Below are 19,336 nucleotides of genomic sequence, written 5' to 3'. Positions count from 1 at the left end.
TCGTTTCAAGCTTCAAAGATGCACACGCTTGGCCATAGGCTCATGGATGTCTTTGCTTCATTTTGAATTATGTCAATCATACCATAGATGTAACCACTTACATAACCCACATTATTCACAAAAGAGACCTCGACATCCAATCATTTTTCCCTGCTTGATTTCACACCCGCTACTATATGTTTCACTCTTATTGCTTGAACTGCCCCGTAACCATCAGCAGCGCTTCCGGAAGTTGATCCATGATGGCCGCCAAATGCTCATGCACGCCCTTCGGTGTACCTGGCAGGTTGACAATCAATGTACGTCCGCGAATGCCGCATACGCCGCGGAACAGCATGGCAGAACGATTCTTGCCCATAACACTGTATCTCATGGCTTCAGCCATGCCTGGAACTTCCCGTTCAATAACCCGCCGGGTCGCTTCTGGAGTAATATCACGAATCGCAAGCTCCGTACCCCCAGTGGTCAAAACCAAATCAGCGTGAAAATAATCTGTCATTTCAATCAATGCCGCAATAATCTCATCGGGTTCATCCGGAACGATGCGGTACTCCACGATTTCCCCACCCAGTTCTTCTTCCACAAGTTCCCGGATCACTTGGGCACTCGTATCCTCACGTTCCCCGCGGGCCCCTTTGTCGCTGGCTGTCAGGATTGCTGTTCTCCACACCATAAAGATCACCCTTCTCCTCTATGAAAATAAATGTCCCTTATCGGCTGAAATCGCCGTTTTTGCCACCACTTTTGGAATTAAGCATGGTTGGACCGATAATCATATCTTTTTGCATGGCTTTACACATGTCATAGATCGTCAGTGCCGCAGCCGACGCCGCCGTGAGCGCCTCCATCTCGACACCTGTCTTTCCTTCGGTTTTGACCGTAACTTCAATCTGCAATTCATCGACACCGTTGTCATGAAAACGAATATCCACACCCGTCAATGCCAATGGATGGCACATCGGAATCCAGTCCGACGTTTTCTTGGCACCCTGAATGCCTGCAATTTGAGCCACAGCCAGAACGTCACCTTTGCCGATGTGGCCCTCACGAATCGCTTCAAGCGTAGCCGGATTCATCGTCACTTTGGATACCGCCACAGCTGTACGCACGGTACTTTCCTTACCCGAAATATCAACCATCCGAGCTCGGCCCTGTTCATTAAAATGAGTCAGTTTACTGCCCGAAGCCTGGTCGTTATTCGTTTCTGAATTCAATCACATCACAACCCTTTATTCGATATGTAATATACCTTCGGTTGTTATCAACAGATCAATTCGCAGATCAAGTGGGTCCATCGGAATTTCATCCTGTAGCTGGCCTGGCAATACCAATGCAGCCATCCGTGGCCTTTTGTCCGTCATCGCACATTTCGCTGCAAGTGTCTCGGCAAAACGATCATAATAACCGCCGCCATAACCAATGCGCCCTCCATGAAGGTCATATCCCAGCCCCGGTACGATGACAAGATCGATATCCGGCCAGCGATCAGGTGGCAGCACTTCAGAGGAATCCTTGGGTTCAGGTATCCCCCATATTCCCGGCTGAATATCCTGTTCACCCATGACACGTCGCAATTCCATGCGAGCCGGATTCGTCAGCACTTTCGGCGCGAGCATCTGATCTCCATGCTTCCAGCCTTCTTCAAATAAAAAGGCCGTAGATGCTTCGCTTCCATAAGACAAATAGCTGAAAATCATAAGCCGCTTGTTCCCCAGCTTCCATTTGTCCCGTCTAAGGCGCTCCAGCTCCCGTTTCGTCACATCATTAATCTCACTCATCGCCTGCTGACGCATGCTTTCATCCATCAGATCCCGGCTCTGTCTCAGCTTGGAACGAAGACGGATTTTCTGTTCCGTATGATCCTGCATGTCCTTGAATAACCTCCTGTTGATCGGGAAGGTAAACTAGCTCTCAATTAAAACCATTTATATGTTATGCACCAGTTGTCATCGTGTTGGAATCGTTAAAATGATTCATTTTCTGCAAAATCCTCATGTATTAACATGCCTTCTTTCAGTTTATCATTGATTGACCAAAAAGACTACACGCCCCAAGCACTCCTAATCGGTGCATTTGCTCTGTATTTCATGTAAACTGGGGTATAGTTGTCATATCAAGAACTGGACCTATGGAGGAACTTAATTTTATGCTGCTGCAAGTATCCGGAATTATCAAACGTTTTGGTGTCGATCCAATCCTGGACGGCGTGAACTTACAAATATTAGAACGCGAGCGCATCGGACTCGTTGGTGTTAACGGCGCAGGGAAATCCACTTTACTCAAAATTGTGGCTGGAGAAATGTCCTACGATGGTGGGCAGATTTTCAAATCCAAGGAAACAACGCTTGGTTACCTCGCTCAGAACAGCGGACTGCAATCCGATCGCTCCATATGGGAAGAAATGATGAACGTATTCGGCCACCTGACTCAGGCGGAAGCAGATTTGCGTCAGATGGAACAGGATATTGCTGATCCCGCGCAAATGGAAGATGAAAAAAAGTATGCCGATCTGCTTGAGCGTTATGCGAAACGCTCGGACTGGTTCAAGGATCATGGCGGTTATGAAATGGAAACCCGCATTCGCAGTGTACTGCACGGGATGGGCTTCGGTGAATTCTCACCAGATACCCAGATTGCCACACTGAGCGGCGGGCAAAAGACACGTCTTGCGCTTGCTCGCATTTTGCTTCAGGCCCCTGATCTGCTCATGCTGGACGAGCCTACCAACTATCTCGATATCGCCACCCTGACGTGGCTCGAAGATTACCTGAGAGGTTATTCTGGCGCCCTGCTGGTTGTATCTCATGACCGGTATTTCCTTGATCGGCTTGTAACGAACATCGTGGAGATCGAACGGCACCGCTCCAAAAAATATACGGGCAATTACAGCCGGTACATGGAACTGAAAGCTGCCGAGTACGAAAGCCAGATGAAGCAATACGAGAAACAACAGGATGAAATCTCCAAGATGGAGGAGTTTGTTCAGAAGAATATCGTCCGTGCTTCAACAACCAAACGGGCACAGAGCCGCCGCAAGGCACTCGACAAGATGGATCGACTCGACAAACCGATGGGAGATTTGAAGAAAGCTCATTTCTCGTTCGAACCGGCTGTGATGTCCGGCAAGGAAGTGCTCCGTGTGGATCAGCTTTCCGTTGCCTACGATGAGGCTTCGCCGTTATTCCGCAATGTATCTTTTGATCTAAGACGCGGGGAAACGGTTGCTTTGATCGGTCCGAACGGTATCGGAAAATCTACCTTGCTCAAATGCCTCACCGGAAGTTTGCGCCCTGTAAGCGGTGAGATCCAATGGGGTACCAAGGTGCAGATTGGCTATTATGATCAGGAGCAGACGGGACTTAATCCTTCCAATACCGTATTGGAAGAACTGTGGAGCGCATATCCAGGTATGGAAGAATCACGGATTCGTACGGTACTAGGCAACTTCCTGTTCAGTGGAGATGATGTACTCAAAAAGATCTCATCTCTTAGCGGTGGAGAAAAAGCTCGTGTCTCCCTCTCCAAGCTCATGCTCAAGGAAGCCAATATGCTCATTCTGGATGAGCCTACGAACCATCTCGACCTGTTCGCCAAAGAAGTGCTTGAAGCGGCGCTGATGGACTATGAGGGCACATTGCTGTTCATCTCGCATGACCGGTATTTCCTCAATAAAATGGCTGAACGTATTGTCGAGCTGCATCCCGGCGGAACAGAGCATTACCTCGGCAATTATGATGATTATGTAGAGAAGAAACAGGAGCTTGAAGATATTGCGCGCGAAGCTGCTGAAGCACGCCAGGCCTCTAACAAAAACTCAGCCAAATCTGATCCAGGTCTATCCGCAACCGAAAAATCCGGTGCCGCCTCATTCGAAGCGGACAAGCAGGCCAAGCGCGAAGAACGTAACCGGCAACGCAAGCAGGAAGCTCTGGAACAACAGATTGCGAAGCTGGAAACGGAGATTACAGAGCTTGAGGCTCAGATGGCTCTGCCTGAAATATATCAGGACTACATGAAGCTGCAAGAGCTTCAGGAGAAAGCGGAGGATCACAAGCTTCAACTTGCCAAGGCTTATGAAGAGTGGGAAGAATTAGCTTTGGAATAAGAAAAAAAACAAAATAGACTGGATTTTATATCAAAAGCTGATTCCTTACGGGATTGGCTTTTTTTTGAGAATAAAGCGAGACAGATTTGAGTAGGATGATTCCCTATTTGTCAAATCCACTCGAATCAAGTAAAATATTTTCACGTTGTAAATCCTCTAATTTATCCACAAGAAAGCAAGATAGCAAGCAATTCAATTCATTTAATTATACGGCGGTAGAATAGCTTTTTTTGCACAAAAACCATATTTATCCACCGAGTTATCCACATTATCCACAACTTTGTGAATATAACTCGACCATTTTATCCCCTAAAGCCTTTTATTTTCGAAAACATTACTGGTTTGACTTTGAGATAGTTACCCACAATTTACACTGAATATGTGGATAACTATAATCACACCTTGACAAACGCATTCGTTCTTTCAAATTTTTCTCCTATAAAAGGACAAAAGCAGACCTCTGTATTTAAGGCCTGCCTCTGGTTTATTTTTGACATAAAGTTATGGATTTACTGGAGTACTATTACGCGTGCACTGATTCATCACTTTCGGAAGACTCCGCCTTCAGTCCGGCCGCATTGCAAGCTGCTACATAAGCCAAACCGGCTGCCATGACAATATCATTGTGCGTGGCAGTTCCTCTGAATTCACGTCCTGCACGTTCCACAGTAACTGCAGCTTCTGCACTCGCAGCCTCTCCTCCACTCAGTGCGTGCATTTCCATATCGACAAACGTAATGTCGTCCGAGATACTTTGACCAATCGCACGAATCGTTGCATCTACCGGACCACCGCCAACCGCAGAATAGGATTGCTCCCCTGCGCTCGTGCGAATACGAACTGCTGCCATTCGATCCGTCATGCTGCCGGCCGTAACCTGCAATTCAACCAGTTCATAATCCTGGGCAGGAATATTCATGGTCTGGCTCACCATCTGCAATAACTGGTCATCACTGACCACTTTCTGTTGATCGGCAGTTTCTTTAAATATCTCATACAGCTGTTCCATTTGCTGCTCATCCGGTTCAAAGCCATATTTACGAACCCGATCTTTCAAAGCGTGACGACCGGAATGTTTGCCCAGAATAATCATGCTGCGTGGAATTCCCAGCGCTTCCGGGTCCATAATCTCATACGTACTCCGATTCTTAAGCAGACCATCCTGATGAATACCAGACTCATGCTGGAAGGCATTGCGCCCTACCACCGGTTTGTTGTATGCAATTGGGAAATGCATCGCACGGCTAATCTGACGGGATGTCTCATACATCTGGTTCAGTTTGATATTTGTCGTTGCGCCAATAACATCTCCCCGCGTCTCCAGAGCCATAATCAGCTCCTCCAATGCACAGTTACCCGTCCGTTCGCCCACACCGTTGATGGTTACTTCGATCTGGGAAGCACCGTTGGCAATCGCAGCCAGACTGTTGGCAACCGCAAGGCCCAAATCATTATGACAGTGGGCGCTGTATCGAACCTTATCTCCGCCTCTTGCGCCCTCACGTACCTGACGGAACATCTCTCCATATTCATGTGGCAGTGCGTACCCAACCGTATCTGGCAAATTGATAATACTTGCTCCCGCTTCAATGGCTACTTCGACCATCTCGATCAAATCATCCATCTTCGTGCGAGCCGCATCCATGGCAGTGAATTCCACAATATCCGTGAACTGACGTGCATAGGAGACCATCTCCCGGGCGGTAGCTACGACTTCGCTGCGCGGACGGCGCAGTTGATGCTCAATATGAATGTCCGAAGAGGAAATAAACAAGTGAATCCGGCGGCGCGCTGCGTCAGCCGTTGCTCGAACGGCTGCATCAATATCCCCTTTGACCGCACGCGCAAATCCGCAAATCTCCACGTTTTGCAGTTGTCTGGAAATCGCCTGAACCGCCGCGAACTCACCTGGACTTGAGATCGGGAATCCAGGCTCGATGACGTCAATGCCCAGAGAAGCCAACTGATGTGCCAGTTCAATTTTTTGTTCAGGCTGCAGACTCGCTCCCGGTGCTTGTTCTCCATCGCGCAGTGTTGTATCAAAAATCTCAATCATGCGTTTGTTATTGTTCGTTGTCATATTCATCAACCTCCATCAAATTTGAATGTATATTGGATTTTTGGGATCGGAACGAGGCGTTCACTTCCCGTTTTCTATGTTTATTCATTTTGCACTCCATGCCGGCGTGCACGTCGACTTGCACGCCAGTCTTATTTCTTTCTAAACCATGATTATGGATTCCCATCGCCCACCCTGCTGCCGGCAGCAAACACAAATAACCCGCCATCTCATCTAAGAGACGGCGGGTTATTATCCCTCCGCGGTACCACTCTTGCTTGATGGGTCAGGCTTGCGCCAGGCACCATCCACCTCGTCGTCTCCGGCCCAGATCCATTGCAGTTGCGTACACGCAACAATAACAACCGATCCAGCCGGAGAAACACCCTATAACGGAGGTTAGCCGTTGCTGTGTACCACGATGTCCTTTGGTTACAAGGACAAGGGATGAGACATCGTCTCACTGCTTCCACAGCTCCGTTCCCGGGCGAGATTCAAACGATTCCAGCCACTGCGTTGCACCAACCCGCAGCTCTCTGTGCGCTTTATCGTTTTACTGCTCCCGTTCATTACATTTATGATATGTGACCATGAATTTAATCACCATTTTGAAAATCAAAAAAGCCTGCCATCTCCTGCAATAATGCAAGAGACGACAGGCTGTTCACCTTCGCGGTACCACTCTTGTTGACTTTCATTTCCTTCGAGCTGATCCTGTATGCGTCCATACCGTTATCATTGCCCAAAGTGACAAAAGCCCCCTCAGTTATTGTTGATCTTCTACCGATATGTCATCCGGATTCCATCAACAACGGCCCATTCACGGAGGCAACCCGTAACCATGTACTTTGGGCCATCATCGGCCTTCGGCTTCTCCCGAGGAGTTACCGTGTTCCATCGTTCCGCTTCCAGGTGAGTTTCAGGTTTCCTTCGACTGCGTTGCACCACACCGCAGCTCTCTAAGACCGGGAAATACCCTACTGTTCCTGTTCATTGCGTTTTCAGTTCAGGAATCATAATTCCTGTTTTAATTTGTAATTAATATACATTCTTCACTTGAGACTGTCAAGTCTTCATATGCATGAATCATTCTATAACTATTGAACAGACCATGCCTCAAGTGAAAGTCCAGGATCAGCTTTGGCATCGAATTCCGAGATTTCTCCCCGCTGCCATTTCAAATACGCTGCAGCTCCAATCATCGCTGCATTGTCGGTGCAATATTCCATCGGCGGGATCAGCAATTCGAGCCCTTCCTTCGCACAACGCTCCTGCAAAGCTGAACGCAATCCCCGGTTTGCCGCAACGCCACCGCATAACAGCAATTGACGAGATCCATACTCACGGACAGCCCGTACTGCTTTTTCTACCAGCACTTCGACGACAGCTTCCTGGAAGCCCCGTGCCACAGCCGATGGTTCAAGCGTTTCTCCGCGCATTTTGGCTTGATTCAGCACATTCAACACAGCAGACTTCAGACCACTCAGGCTGAAATCATACGAATCTGCTTCCAGCCAGACGCGTGGCAAAGGTACCGCCTGCTCTGCTTCAGCAGCCATCCGGTCCACATGCGGTCCTCCCGGATAGGGGCAACCCAGTGCACGCGCTACTTTGTCATAAGCCTCGCCTACAGCATCGTCACGCGTACGGCCGATCAGTTTGAACTTACCTTCGGATTCCATATGCACAAGCTCGGTATGACCACCTGAAACCACCAGTGCCATCGCTGGATATTGCAGCTCATGGGTAAGTCTGTTGGCATAGATATGTCCCGCAATATGATGTGTGCCAATGAGTGGTTTGCCAAGTGCCATGGCCATGGTTTTCGCCGCGACGATACCAACCAGCAATGCACCAACCAGTCCAGGCCCTTGCGTCACGGCGATTGCACTCAGATCACGCGGACGGATGCCAGATTGTTCAATAGCCTGTTCCAACATCAGCGTAATCACTTCAACGTGTTTACGCGAAGCCACTTCAGGTACAACTCCGCCAAATGCCTTATGTGTCTCGATCTGACTGGAGATCAGATTGGACAGCACTTCCCGTCCATCCTTGACTACCGCTACGGATGTTTCATCACAGCTTGTCTCCACGGCCAATATATAAGATGGTGCTGAACTTACCTTTTCATTGAAATCCTTCATGAATCCGTTACGCTTCCTTCCTCTTCGCCGCTCCGGCTCGCAGGCGGCAAATTCGCCCACATAATCATCGCATCTTCCCCATTGTCGGAGTAATACCCTTTGCGAAGACCAGCCGATTCAAACCCTTTTTTCTGATACAAGCTCTGGGCAATCCGGTTCGAAACCCTGACTTCCAGCGTCATTCGTTCCATCCCGAGATAAGCCGCCGTTTTCATCAATTCGTCCAGAAGCTTCTCACCGAGCTTGCGCCCACGATAAGCTTCCCGGACTGCAATATTGGTAATGTGGGCTTCATCCATGATTGTCCACATGCCGGCATAGCCGATCGCTGTACCTTCCAATTCCATGACCATATATTTAGCAAAATGATTGTGTGTCAATTCATTTTGAAATGCTTCTTCCGTCCAGGGCAGGGTAAAGGCTTCATGTTCAATAATCATTACATCGGGAATATCATCCAGAGTCATGAACCTGAACTGAAGCGTTGCTTCCTGCTCATCATTCTCCACGTTGTCCATCTGCTTCCCCTCCCCCTTTAGCCTTTGCGTAGCAGGTTGGCTTCCGCTTCAGCCAGCTGAGTGTAATTAGGCACGAGCGCATGCACGTCATCTCGCTGACCTGCAAGCAGCGCCTCGGCGCCTAAGCGCCCAACCCAGCGGCCCTCCAGCTCATAGGGTACAAGCTGGAGCGCCGTTCCTGCGGGGCAGCGAAGCTCAGCCGCTTGTGCCACATGCGGGCCCGTCTCGCCGACAATCCAGACGGCAGCGGGCCGCTCTTCCGGCGCCGCTTCCGCCATGCGGGCGGCGAGGGCTTCCAGCCATCCGTCCACCATACGGATGGCATCTGGCGCCAGCCGCCGGGGCGCAGCGCTCCCGGCGGAGGCAAACAGCGCGGTATAGGCTTGACCGCGCCTTGCATCCACAAGCGGAACGATCCAGTGGACAGAGGCGGCACCTGTGCCGCCCTGGTCCGCGGATGGCGTTCCGCCAGCCCCTGCTGCGGCATCCTCTGCCGCAGCTTCGGCCTTGGCGGCGAGGCCACTGTGCCAGCCGCCCCAGGCCAGGGCCTGAAGGCTGGACACCCCGACAACCGGGATGTCCCACGCCCAGGCTAACGTTTTCGCCGCGGTCACCGCAATGCGGATGCCCGTGTACGAGCCCGGGCCAATGCCCACGGCAATGCCGTCCAGCTGTCCCGGCTGCGTGCTGCTAGCTTCCAGCAGCTGCTCCATTACAGGCACGACGTGTACCGAATGGTTGCGTTCTGCCCGTTCATTCCGTTCTTCCAGAAGGGCGTGGCCTTCCATAACTGAGGCTGCCATCACCGCAGTCGATGTATCCAACGCCAAAAACCGCTGGCGCGGCTGTTTTTGTAAATCTTCCATCATCATTTGACTCCATTCTGTCTGAACTGTTGGCACATGGCAGCATAAGTCTCGCCATACCCATCCAGCGTAATCGTTCGATCCTCTGGACCCGTCGTCTCGATCTGCACATGCAAGTGTTCCTGCGGCAGTAATTCGGGAATGATGCTGGACCATTCAACCAGACTGACTCCGGTTCCATAGAAATACTCATCCAGTCCAAGCTCGTCCGCTTCTTCCAGCGATATGCGATACACGTCCATGTGATATAAGGGCAGACGCCCTTCGTATTCCTTGATCAGTGTAAACGTGGGGCTGTTGACCACATCACGTACACCCAAATGCCAGGCAAACTTTTGCGAAAATGCCGTTTTGCCCGCGCCCAGATCACCGTCCAATGCAATCACCATCCCGGCGGTTGCCTGTTCAGCGAGTGCGGACGCGAGTACTTCTGTATCTGCAATGCCATGGGAGTGATACACCCACTGCTCATGCGTCTGATTCAATATACGCCCCACCTTTGGCGGTCAAGCCGCCTGAGTTCACTTTGAACTTTATTATATCGGTCCCATTCTCCCCCCGCAACATCGAAGGATCAGAAGCAGTACGGAAGACAGGCCACCATTCACACGAACGACAAATAAACCGGTACCTGACGGCACCGGCCTTCCTAGACATCCTTCACCAGCACTTTGCCTTTTACTCTTCCAAACGGTCTACACGTACCGTCTGGGTATTCCCCGGTCTGCTGCCCACCTGCACCGTTGCCATGCCATTAGCTTCATCCACATTTTCGATCCAGACCGGATCTCCTTCCAATGTAACTGCAATCGTATCTTTGGAATCATAAATGGCTTTCGCGCGTTTCACATCCAACATTATTCATACTCCCCTTCCGGATCATCATGCGATTCCCGCACCATGCTATCTGTCGTACTTTCACCGATATAACCGTTATCTTCTGTAACTTGTCCACCGCCCAAACCCTCATTCACCATCCGGTCAATGTCCAGCATGAATGACTCCCGGTCAAGCGGCAGCTCTTCTGAGGTAATAGCCTCCCAGTTAACCGCTGTTGCAGGCGTATGAAAACCTTCAGACCCTTCCGACTCGGCACGAGGATACGGAGAGAACGTATGGGCGTGAGCTTCAGCTTCGTCTCGTTTGTTCTTCATAGGGGTGCCTCCTAACGTGATAGTTAATAACTAACATCATCCTCTTCCAAAACCAGCGCCATACAGCACAGATCTTAAGGATGTTTCTGTTATCATCCCCCACTCTTTCTGAAGCATACCGCTTCCGGGGAAATACGGTTATCCCGCCCGTGAAATGCCCATACTATACATAAAATGTTCTCGGAAAGGAGCCGTTCATGCATACGGTCTGGAAAGGTGCAATTAGCTTTGGTCTGGTTCATGTTCCTGTCAAAATGTTTTCGGCCACCGAAGACAAAGACATCTCCATGCGTTACATTCACAAAGTCTGCGGCAGCCCACTCGCTTATGTACGTAAATGTCCTTCCTGCGAAGTTGAGGTTCAATGGGAAGAGATCACCAAAGGATATGAATATGAGAAAGGCAAATTCGTCTTGTTCGAGAAGGACGAGCTTGAAGCGTTAAATGATTCCAGCAGCAAAACCATTACCATTCTGGACTTCGTAGATTTAACGGAGATCGATCCGATTTATTTTCAAAAAACGTATTACCTCTCCCCCGATCAAGCGGGAGGAAACGCCTACCAGCTATTAATGACTGCCATGCGGGATACAGGAAAGATTGGCATCGCCAAGATATCCATTCGCTCCAAAAGCAGTTTGGCCGCGATCCGTGTACTGGACGATTGCCTCTCTATGGAAACCATTTTCTATCCAGACGAAATCCGTCCCGTCTCTCAGGTTCCCAACCTGCCCGAGGTCCTGAACGTAAACGAGAAGGAGTTGACGATGGCGAAACTGCTGATCAATCAGTTATCCACTCCTTTTGAACCTGGTAAATATACAGACGACTACCGCGCCAAACTGCTGGATCTGATCAATCACAAAGTAGCCGGTGAAGAAATCAAAATTGCCCCTGCCAAGCCGGAAGCGAATGTCATGGATCTTATGGCAGCATTGCAAGCAAGTATTGAAGCTGTGAAGCCCATTCCAACCGATCCCGGAACCACCACAGCCAAACCCAAAAAACGTGCTCCTAAGAAAACTTCGGTCCAAGCAGTGGCTGGAGGAGAAGAAGAGGCTCCTGCTCCTGCGAAAAGAAAGAAGGCTGCGCCTAAGCCCAAGGCTTAAGCGGCAAACAACAAAGAGATTCGTTTGTCACCAACATCAACATTGGAGATCCGGCCATGAAGCCGGATTTTTGTTTTGTATTCCATAATAGAAGTAATATTCAACCAAGAATGACTACACCAAAATCGAAAATACAATTGACGAAAGTTGATTTATATTTTATATTAACTTATTAAAAGTAACTTATTTATAAATGTACAGTTGAGTCTCATATCTACATGAGCTATGACATTACAATAGCCCTATACCATTGCCAATGGGCGAACCGCAACAAACCAACTAAACTTGTTTACAGGAGGAAATCCTTATGACTTCTACTTATCAAATTCCTGCTACAACCCATCTGGGTGAAGTAAGTCTGCGAATCAGCAATTTGGAGCGATCCATTCAATTTTATACCGAGGTGGTCGGACTGAAACTGCTTGAACGCAGTGAAAAAGTCGCTACCATGACTGCCGATGGAAAGCATTCGCTTCTACGCCTTGAGCAGTTGACCAATGCCGTGACGATGCCTGTTCGCTCCACTTCAGGTCTATATCACTTCGCCATCCTGCTGCCTGACCGTAAATCGCTGGGCCTTGCCCTCCGTAATCTGGCTGAATCCGGCATTGAAATTGGTCAGGGTGATCATCTGGTCAGTGAAGCATTCTACATTTCAGATCCGGATCAGAACGGTATCGAAATCTATGCAGACCGCGCCCGCGACACCTGGAAGCGAGATGCAGATAATAACTACATTATGTCAAGTGATCCTGTTGATGTAGACAGCCTGTTCGCTCTGGCCGCAAACGAGCCTTGGCAGGGATTGCCTGCCGGAACGGTCATTGGTCATGTTCACTTCCATGTACGCAGTCTGGAAGAGTCACGCCGTTTCTATACAGGAGTGCTTGGATTCGATATCGTTGGTAACTTCGCCAACATGTCCGCCCTGTTTGTGTCCGCAGGCGGTTATCACCATCATATCGGGCTGAACATTTGGGCTGGTACAGGCGCGCCTGTAACTCCTGACAATGCGACAGGCATTGACTACTTCACCATCATTTATGACGAGAAAGAACAATTGAAAAAAGCTGTAGAACAACTGCGTCAATCGAACGCATCTATCGAACAGCAAGGTAAGGACTGGTTTACTGTAGACCCACAGAATATTCGTATTCGCTTGACTACAGCGGGCTAACACGGGAAATCCGTGAAGTTAATATTGTGTATTAAATTGAGTACTCTGATTAGCCCGGATACAAATTCCCTCGCTCCATATAGGGAATTCAGTTGTCCGGGCTTTTTTGCCTACCTTTTTTTTATGTTGATATATGCCTTTATCCATTTCCTAATAAAATTGGTGTAATTGGCGTATCCTAACCAAATATCTAGATTGACATGCGAAGGAGAACCCACATGATTGAAAAGGGGCGTTTAACTGTAAGACAACTGGGCTCGCTGATGTTCTTATGCACGATTGGTGAACAGATTATCGTCTTCCCCTCAATGGTCACCTCATATGCGCATCAGGATGCATGGTTGTCCGCATTATTGGGCGTTGCTGGAGGAGCAGGCATACTGTCCATAATGCTCGTTGTATACAAACTGCAGCCCCGGATGAATCTGATTCAACATGCATTGCATACTCTTGGGCCCTGGATCGGGGCCTTCATTAGCTGTTTTTATCTATTCTATTTTCTAATGGGTACCTCCGCGTTTATACGAGAAATTGGGGATTTCATGACGACCCAGATCTTGCCTGAATCCCCGCTCTTCATTGTGAATTTGCTCTTTGTTTTCACTCTTGTCTGGGGGCTCTTATCTGGTCTGGAACCCATAGGCAGGAGCGCCGAGGTATTTCTTCCCCTGATCGTGCTATTTCTGCTCATTCTGACCGTCTGTCTGTTCCCGCATTCGCATCTGGACAACATCAAGCCTATTCTTGGAGAAGGATTTCTGAATCCCTTTAAAGGCTTTGTCGCTGTGCTTACCTATCCTTATTGTGAATTGTGTATCTTTCTTATGCTCTTTCCTTATGCCAAAAAGGAAGCACATTGGGAAAAGGATATCCTTCTAGCAGCCATCATAGGGGGATTGATGCTTACCCTAACGCTAACCATCTGTCTGCTGGTCATGGGTCCATTTATGACGCAGCACCATTGGTTCGCAGCATTTAATCTGTCGCTGAAGATCAATATAGGAAACTTTTTGCAGCGAATCGAGGCCTTAATGGCCTCCGTCTGGATTATTGCTGTCTTTTTCAAAAGCATTCTGTTCTTCTATAGCTTTGTACTCGGAATCACTCATCTCTTCAAATTGTCCAGCTATCGTCCACTCATTTTGCCTTGTGCCCTGTTGGTTCTGTCCATGTCCATTGTTCTAGCTCCAAACGAAAATTTCTATCTCAAGGTTGTTATTCCGTATTGGATTGATTGGGATCTGACCTGTGGCATTGCAATTCCTTTGCTGCTCATTATGGTACATAAACTAAGGGTACGGCTGCGGAAGAGTTAAACTTGCGACAGTCAACTTAGGGCATCAACCTCCAGGCAGATTTGAAAGAGGAAAGGAGTTTTAGGCACATGTTCAATCCTCTGGTTCCTTTTGAACCTATATCCCGAGATGTGATCCCTAGCGGGCAAAACTGGATTGCCCAAATCAAATGGGATGGGGTCCGCATGCTTGCTTACGAGGACGGACAGGGAATTCAATTAATTAATCGCAGATTGCACAACCGAACTGCGCAATATCCTGAGCTGGTTCAGCCACGCAATCTGTGCTCCGTCCCTTCTTATATTTTGGATGGAGAGATTATTGCCCTTGACCCGGATACGGGAAAACCGTCCTTCTATCACGTGTTGCGGCGAGATCGCATGAGCAGACCGGATGGCATTGCCCAAGCTGTAAACCAGATTCCGGTGACTTATATGGTATTTGATATTCTTTTCTGCGATGGGGTATGGGTCACAGATCAACCACTTGCAAAACGTCAGCGTCTGCTGCATCAAGTTCTGAATCCTGCTCCCCATGTTCAGGAGGTGACCAACACGTCAGATCCGGACGCCCTGCTCACTGTGATGAGACAGCACCAGATGGAGGGAATTGTATGTAAAGACCTTTCCAGTACCTATGGAATTAACGGTAAGGATCAACGCTGGCAGAAGGTCAAGATTTTCCACGATCTATATGCGATGATTGGCGGGGTCACCTACCGCAGTGGTATCGTCAATGCAATCGCAGTCGGTGTATATGATGGGCCAAACTTTGTCTATATTGGTCATGTCGGCACGGGTAAACTGAACTCGGACTCCTGGCGTAAACTAACCGAAAAAGTACAGCCTCTCATCCGAAAGGATAGACCATTCCATAACATACCTGAGAGAAGCGCGGAGACGACATGGGTTGAACCACAGATCGGCGTCAAAGTGCAATTCATGGAACTCACCCACCATCTTACCCTACGTCACCCAAGCATCCAGGCTTTTGCTTCGGTAAAGCGAGATGAGTGTGAGATCAGCCAGATCAGTCATCTTATCCCTGAACGATAAACTAATTTTTACATCCACCTGAAACAGTAAAAAGGCTTTCCTTTTAAAATTATACTTGTTCACCAGAGGAGGTGTTATTCATGGCCCATACAATAAAGGGCACCATAACGATTAATGGAATGGAACTTACTGTGACTAATCCAGACAAGTTGTTATGGCCCGAAGCAGGTGTAACCAAGGCTATCTATTTGCAAAAGTTGGCGGCACTGGCTCCCTACCTACTTACTTACACCCGTAATCGGCTGCTCACCACGATACGTTATCCGCATGGTGCAGGCGGCGAGTTTTTCTATCAGAAAAATGCCCCAGAGCCCGTTCCGGAGTTTGTGCGAACCGAGATGCATGACGGGATACGATATGTGGTGATGAACGACCTCCCTGATCTGTTATGGCTTGGCAATCTGGCCGCTCTGGAGTTTCATCCTTCCTTGCATGCCGTAGGCAACCATCTGCCTTGCGAGTGGATGATTGATCTCGATCCTTCGCTGGAAGAAGAACCTCGCATTATGCAGGCGGCCTTAATCGTGGGGGAAACGCTAACTTCACTTGGTTTGAGATCGGTACCGAAAACATCCGGTGCCACAGGTGTACAGATTATTGTTCCGATTCGCCAAGGTGTAACCTTCGATGAATTAAGAGACATCGGTTATTTTGTAGGCAAATACGTCACTCAAAAACATCCGGATCTATTTACACTGGAACGACTAAAAAAAGACCGGGGGGATCGCATTTATTTTGATTACCTCCAGCATTACGGTGGCAAAACGCTCGCAGCTCCTTACACTCCCCGCGCCAAGCCAGGTGGCACTGTGTCTACTCCACTCACATGGGATGAAGTGCGGAACAACGTTTCGATCAAGGATTACCACTTGATGAACATCGTGGAGCGCCTGACGAAGACCGGAGATCTGATCGCAGCTGTCGATCCCCAGCCTGTTGAACTGATCATCCAGCATTTAAAACAAAAATAGCCGGTCACCCTCAAACCAAGGGTACCGGCTATCTTTTCGTTTACGCGCGATGAGATTCGCTAATGTATACCTTTTTTCTTGAAACGTCCGCCCTTCACATCGTGAATGTTACCAATCGCCACAAAGGCATGTGGGTCCCAATCTTCAACAATGGACTTCAGTTTAGCTTCTTCCAAACGAGTAATAACCACAAAGATAATTTTCTTCTCGTCTCCGCTGAAGCCACCCTCTCCATCCAGGAAAGTGACACCACGACCTAGACGGTCGGTTAAGGCTGAACCAATATCACGGTACTTCTCGCTGATAATCCATACCGATTTGGATTGATCCAATCCTTCATTCACAATATCAATCATCTTCATTGCAATATAATAAGCAATCATGGAATACAGGGCGTTTGGCCAGCCAAACACAAAACCTGCACCTGCAAAAATAAATACGTTAATGAACAATACGATCTGACCTACAGACAATGGTGATTTCTCACTCAACAGTATGGCTACAATCTCCGTACCATCCAGTGAACCGCCAGAACGAATGACGAGACCAACACCAACCCCCAAGATCAATCCACCAAATACAGCTCCAAGCAGTGGTTCACCTGGCGTCAGTGCAGGAACGCGGTGTAACAATGACGTTCCAATGGACATTACAACGATCCCAAGCAGTGTAGATAGCGCAAACGTTTTACCAATTTGTTTATACCCCAGAATCAGGAAAGGCAAGTTCAGCAAGGTCAGGAAAATTCCGAGTGGCAGATGTGTGAGCTCTGACACCATAATCGAGATCCCTGTTATTCCCCCATCAATAACGCCATTCGGCACGAGAAATACTTCGAGTGACACAGCCATCAGTGCAGCACCGACCAGAATCATCACGATGCGCTGCAGAAGCTTCAGTGAAAACACCGAACTCTTCACATTGCGGTCCGGCTTGGATGTTAGTTCTTTAACCGATACATTGGACATGGTATCCCCCCCCGTTTTGATCAAGATGTGAATCCATTTCATAAATCATTTAAGTACCCCAGAGGAACCCTACATACAGAGGAACAACACCGTCCCAACGCTATATGCACCCCGTTATAAAAGCACCTAAAGGCTATATGAAATGTATTCAAGTATGTCTTAATTCCGGTTGACACTTCCAAAAGAGAGCAAAAGGGAGCCTGTTTTCCCGCAGACTCCCCTCCTTCGCCAAGACATAATTTATATAAACATTATATCATAAAAGATCAAATTTGAGCAAAATAGTTAGCAAAAAGAAGATAAATTCACAAAAAGTGAACTTATCTTGAGAAATCCGCCCTATAACGGCTAAAGCAGCGGAGAAAGCATGCGAGAAAGCATTTCTGCCCCTTTTTGCCACCGTGAACGCTGCTGAAACACCTTCACGTCAATCTGGCTGCATTCATCCAAATCACGTTCAAAATCCTCGGTCAGCCGTTCCATGGATGATTTTTCGAACAACACAGCGGTCAACTCGAAATTGCAGAAAAAGCTCCGCATATCCATATTGGCTGTGCCTACCGTCGCAAGCAAATCATCCACAATCAGGACCTTGGCATGCACAAAACCTTTGCGATATTGATAGAATTTCACTCCCGCACGCAACAGTTCTTCGACATAGGACAGTGAGGCCAAGTGCACAAGCCGGGAATCCGATTGATAAGGAATGATGATTTTCACATCTACCCCACTCACGGCAGCCGTCTTAATCGCTTCATACAATGCGGGGTCCGGAATGAAATAGGGTGTTGTGATGTATATGCGTTCGCATGCCACGGAAATCGCCCCAAAGCACATTTCTTGAATGGCATCCCAGTCCTGATCCGGCCCGCTGGCCAGAATCTGAATCCGCTCTTCCCCGCTGCAATTATGTGGAGGGAACAGCTCTGTCAGTTGAGGCTCTGTAATCTGCTCGCCGGAAGCAAGTTTCCAGTCGTTCAAGAACGTATTTTGCAGGAAATATACGGCATCTCCTTCAATCTGTACATGGGTATCGCGCCAGAATCCAACCTCCGGATATTGTCCGAGATAATCATCACCTATATTAATTCCACCCACGAATCCAATCCTTCCATCCACCACAACAATTTTACGGTGATTCCGGTAATTCACCCTTCGGTCAATCGTTGCAATGAGCGGCGGCAGAAAATAATGAAACTCCACGCCTGCGTCCTGAAACTTGCGGATAAAGCTCCAGCTCATCTTGTGACTGCCGAGTCCATCGCAGATCAAACGCACTTTGACGCCTTCTTTCGCCTTGCGAATCATCACGTCCTGAAACTTTGTACTGATGACATCATCCCGAAAAATATAAAATTCAACATGCAGATGGTGCTCTGCCTGTTCCATTGCCCTCAACATGGCTTCAAATGTCTCTTCACCATTCGTCAGTACTTGACTCCGATTGCAACCTGTAATTGGGCTCTCAGACAGGTGTGACAGCAGGTTGAACAAACGATGCTGATGATTATATCGGCTGCCAGACATCTGATCTGCATGCTCGACAATATGAGCCTGCTCCCAGATCGTTTCCCGTATTTCCCGAAAGATTCGCGAACCGCCCTTACGGACCTTCTTGCGTTTGCTGTAGTCCTGGGCGACAAAATAATACACAACAAAGCCGATCAAGGGTACACAGAATAAAATAAAAAGCCATGCCACAGCTTTCGCCGGATTACGGAATTCCAGCAACAGAATGGTGGCTGCCTGAAAAGTAAATACGAGCAATATAATGACCAGCCAAAACATTCGGCTTCCTCCTCATGGCAAGGTGTAACCTTGCCGTTCTCTCTCACTGTACAAGCTTTGACGATAAAGCCTTTAGCTAATCATTAGATACCCAATGTATGCACTGTTCGTAACGCTTGCTTAG

19 protein-coding genes and 2 other annotated features are annotated in these 19,336 nt (G+C 48.4%); of the genes, 6 read left to right on the top strand and 13 right to left on the bottom strand.

What is annotated here, in order from left to right; all coding sequences use genetic code 11:
- Positions 1-187: 187 nt before the first annotated feature.
- The 3 genes from CRO25_RS12875 to CRO25_RS12865 are packed head-to-tail and all read right to left on the bottom strand — an operon-like array spanning position 188 to position 1,868.
- Complete coding sequence (locus CRO25_RS12875) at positions 188-673, bottom strand: molybdenum cofactor biosynthesis protein B (protein ID WP_024630749.1); 486 nt, start codon at positions 671-673, stop codon at positions 188-190.
- Between the two features lie 37 nt (positions 674-710).
- Positions 711-1,214: a cyclic pyranopterin monophosphate synthase MoaC gene (gene moaC / locus CRO25_RS12870; protein WP_079695246.1), complete on the bottom strand. Its 504-nt coding sequence runs from the start codon at positions 1,212-1,214 to the stop codon at positions 711-713.
- A gap of 15 nt (positions 1,215-1,229) precedes the next feature.
- Entirely contained in the window at positions 1,230-1,868 is a 639-nt protein-coding gene (locus CRO25_RS12865) for a 5-formyltetrahydrofolate cyclo-ligase (protein WP_079695245.1), read from the bottom strand.
- Positions 1,869-2,146: 278 nt separating this feature from the next.
- Here CRO25_RS12865 and CRO25_RS12860 point away from each other — a divergent pair, with 278 nt between their 5' ends.
- A complete protein-coding gene (locus CRO25_RS12860; protein WP_063564481.1) occupies positions 2,147-4,105 on the top strand; it encodes an ABC-F family ATP-binding cassette domain-containing protein in 1,959 nt (652 codons plus the stop codon).
- 523 nt (positions 4,106-4,628) lie between these two features.
- Here the strand turns inward: CRO25_RS12860 and CRO25_RS12855 are convergent.
- From CRO25_RS12855 to CRO25_RS12820, 8 genes are all read right to left on the bottom strand, one after another.
- Positions 4,629-6,185, bottom strand: a complete 1,557-nt coding sequence (locus CRO25_RS12855; protein ID WP_079695244.1) for a 2-isopropylmalate synthase — start codon at positions 6,183-6,185, stop codon at positions 4,629-4,631.
- Positions 6,169-6,393 carry a hypothetical protein gene (locus CRO25_RS33345; protein ID WP_064640083.1) on the bottom strand — a complete coding sequence of 75 codons (225 nt, stop codon included), beginning with the start codon at positions 6,391-6,393 and terminating at the stop codon, positions 6,169-6,171. The genes CRO25_RS12855 and CRO25_RS33345 overlap by 17 nt, the downstream gene beginning before the upstream one ends.
- Before the next feature lie 5 nt (positions 6,394-6,398).
- Positions 6,399-6,743, bottom strand: a binding site (T-box leader).
- Positions 6,744-6,809: 66 nt separating this feature from the next.
- Positions 6,810-7,167 (bottom strand) — a binding site (T-box leader).
- Positions 7,168-7,261: 94 nt separating this feature from the next.
- Positions 7,262-8,311: a tRNA (adenosine(37)-N6)-threonylcarbamoyltransferase complex transferase subunit TsaD gene (tsaD, locus tag CRO25_RS12845; protein WP_079695243.1), complete on the bottom strand. Its 1,050-nt coding sequence runs from the start codon at positions 8,309-8,311 to the stop codon at positions 7,262-7,264.
- The gene (gene rimI, locus CRO25_RS12840; RefSeq protein ID WP_063564485.1) at positions 8,308-8,829 is read right to left on the bottom strand and encodes a ribosomal protein S18-alanine N-acetyltransferase; all 522 of its coding nucleotides are present in this window, start codon (positions 8,827-8,829) and stop codon (positions 8,308-8,310) included. The genes tsaD and rimI overlap by 4 nt, the downstream gene beginning before the upstream one ends.
- A 17-nt stretch (positions 8,830-8,846) precedes the next feature.
- On the bottom strand, positions 8,847-9,695 hold the full coding sequence (gene tsaB, locus CRO25_RS12835) for a tRNA (adenosine(37)-N6)-threonylcarbamoyltransferase complex dimerization subunit type 1 TsaB (RefSeq protein ID WP_079695399.1): 849 nt from the start codon (positions 9,693-9,695) through the stop codon (positions 8,847-8,849).
- A gap of 2 nt (positions 9,696-9,697) precedes the next feature.
- Positions 9,698-10,180 carry a tRNA (adenosine(37)-N6)-threonylcarbamoyltransferase complex ATPase subunit type 1 TsaE gene (tsaE, locus tag CRO25_RS12830; RefSeq protein WP_079695242.1) on the bottom strand — a complete coding sequence of 161 codons (483 nt, stop codon included), beginning with the start codon at positions 10,178-10,180 and terminating at the stop codon, positions 9,698-9,700.
- Between the two features lie 193 nt (positions 10,181-10,373).
- Positions 10,374-10,550, bottom strand: coding sequence for an H-type small acid-soluble spore protein (locus CRO25_RS12825; protein ID WP_053783520.1), 177 nt, complete (start codon positions 10,548-10,550; stop codon positions 10,374-10,376).
- Between the two features lie 2 nt (positions 10,551-10,552).
- Entirely contained in the window at positions 10,553-10,849 is a 297-nt protein-coding gene (locus CRO25_RS12820) for a hypothetical protein (protein ID WP_063564487.1), read from the bottom strand.
- A gap of 197 nt (positions 10,850-11,046) precedes the next feature.
- Here CRO25_RS12820 and CRO25_RS12815 point away from each other — a divergent pair, with 197 nt between their 5' ends.
- From CRO25_RS12815 to ligD, 5 genes are all read left to right on the top strand, one after another.
- Positions 11,047-11,958, top strand: coding sequence for a Ku protein (locus CRO25_RS12815; RefSeq protein ID WP_079695241.1), 912 nt, complete (start codon positions 11,047-11,049; stop codon positions 11,956-11,958).
- Between the two features lie 307 nt (positions 11,959-12,265).
- The gene (locus CRO25_RS12810) at positions 12,266-13,135 is read left to right on the top strand and encodes a VOC family protein (RefSeq protein ID WP_079695240.1); all 870 of its coding nucleotides are present in this window, start codon (positions 12,266-12,268) and stop codon (positions 13,133-13,135) included.
- 218 nt (positions 13,136-13,353) lie between these two features.
- On the top strand, positions 13,354-14,451 hold the full coding sequence (locus CRO25_RS12805; RefSeq protein ID WP_179132162.1) for an endospore germination permease: 1,098 nt from the start codon (positions 13,354-13,356) through the stop codon (positions 14,449-14,451).
- A gap of 68 nt (positions 14,452-14,519) precedes the next feature.
- Entirely contained in the window at positions 14,520-15,485 is a 966-nt protein-coding gene (locus CRO25_RS12800; protein WP_079695238.1) for an RNA ligase family protein, read from the top strand.
- Between the two features lie 80 nt (positions 15,486-15,565).
- On the top strand, positions 15,566-16,456 hold the full coding sequence (gene ligD, locus CRO25_RS12795) for a non-homologous end-joining DNA ligase (protein WP_079695237.1): 891 nt from the start codon (positions 15,566-15,568) through the stop codon (positions 16,454-16,456).
- Positions 16,457-16,515: 59 nt separating this feature from the next.
- Here the strand turns inward: ligD and CRO25_RS12790 are convergent, their stop codons facing one another.
- Both CRO25_RS12790 and cls read right to left on the bottom strand, forming a co-directional pair.
- The gene (locus CRO25_RS12790) at positions 16,516-17,424 is read right to left on the bottom strand and encodes a YitT family protein (protein WP_072734452.1); all 909 of its coding nucleotides are present in this window, start codon (positions 17,422-17,424) and stop codon (positions 16,516-16,518) included.
- A gap of 348 nt (positions 17,425-17,772) precedes the next feature.
- Positions 17,773-19,212: a cardiolipin synthase gene (gene cls, locus CRO25_RS12785; protein WP_079695236.1), complete on the bottom strand. Its 1,440-nt coding sequence runs from the start codon at positions 19,210-19,212 to the stop codon at positions 17,773-17,775.
- Positions 19,213-19,336 lie beyond the last annotated feature (124 nt).

Source organism: Paenibacillus sp. RU5M (assembly GCF_900221055.1).
Classification (GTDB): domain Bacteria; phylum Bacillota; class Bacilli; order Paenibacillales; family Paenibacillaceae; genus Paenibacillus; species Paenibacillus marchantiae.
The sequence above is the reverse complement of the archived record's forward strand: the minus strand, read 5'-3'. Positions and strand labels throughout refer to the sequence as shown.

Bases quoted from the DNA above. Each gene is read 5' to 3' on its own strand.
- CRO25_RS12875 (WP_024630749.1), bottom strand. From the start codon at position 673: ATGGTGTGGAGAACAGCAATCCTGACAGCCAGCGACAAAGGGGCCCGC.
- CRO25_RS12865 (WP_079695245.1), bottom strand. From the start codon at position 1,868: ATGCAGGATCATACGGAACAGAAAATCCGTCTTCGTTCCAAGCTGAGA.
- CRO25_RS12860 (WP_063564481.1), top strand. From the start codon at position 2,147: ATGCTGCTGCAAGTATCCGGAATTATCAAACGTTTTGGTGTCGATCCA.
- CRO25_RS12855 (WP_079695244.1), bottom strand. From the start codon at position 6,185: ATGACAACGAACAATAACAAACGCATGATTGAGATTTTTGATACAACA.
- CRO25_RS33345 (WP_064640083.1), bottom strand. From the start codon at position 6,393: ATGGCGGGTTATTTGTGTTTGCTGCCGGCAGCAGGGTGGGCGATGGGA.
- tsaD (WP_079695243.1), bottom strand. From the start codon at position 8,311: ATGAAGGATTTCAATGAAAAGGTAAGTTCAGCACCATCTTATATATTG.
- rimI (WP_063564485.1), bottom strand. From the start codon at position 8,829: ATGGACAACGTGGAGAATGATGAGCAGGAAGCAACGCTTCAGTTCAGG.
- tsaB (WP_079695399.1), bottom strand. From the start codon at position 9,695: ATGGAAGATTTACAAAAACAGCCGCGCCAGCGGTTTTTGGCGTTGGAT.
- CRO25_RS12820 (WP_063564487.1), bottom strand. From the start codon at position 10,849: ATGAAGAACAAACGAGACGAAGCTGAAGCTCACGCCCATACGTTCTCT.
- CRO25_RS12815 (WP_079695241.1), top strand. From the start codon at position 11,047: ATGCATACGGTCTGGAAAGGTGCAATTAGCTTTGGTCTGGTTCATGTT.
- CRO25_RS12810 (WP_079695240.1), top strand. From the start codon at position 12,266: ATGACTTCTACTTATCAAATTCCTGCTACAACCCATCTGGGTGAAGTA.
- CRO25_RS12805 (WP_179132162.1), top strand. From the start codon at position 13,354: ATGATTGAAAAGGGGCGTTTAACTGTAAGACAACTGGGCTCGCTGATG.
- CRO25_RS12800 (WP_079695238.1), top strand. From the start codon at position 14,520: ATGTTCAATCCTCTGGTTCCTTTTGAACCTATATCCCGAGATGTGATC.
- ligD (WP_079695237.1), top strand. From the start codon at position 15,566: ATGGCCCATACAATAAAGGGCACCATAACGATTAATGGAATGGAACTT.
- CRO25_RS12790 (WP_072734452.1), bottom strand. From the start codon at position 17,424: ATGTCCAATGTATCGGTTAAAGAACTAACATCCAAGCCGGACCGCAAT.
- cls (WP_079695236.1), bottom strand. From the start codon at position 19,212: ATGTTTTGGCTGGTCATTATATTGCTCGTATTTACTTTTCAGGCAGCC.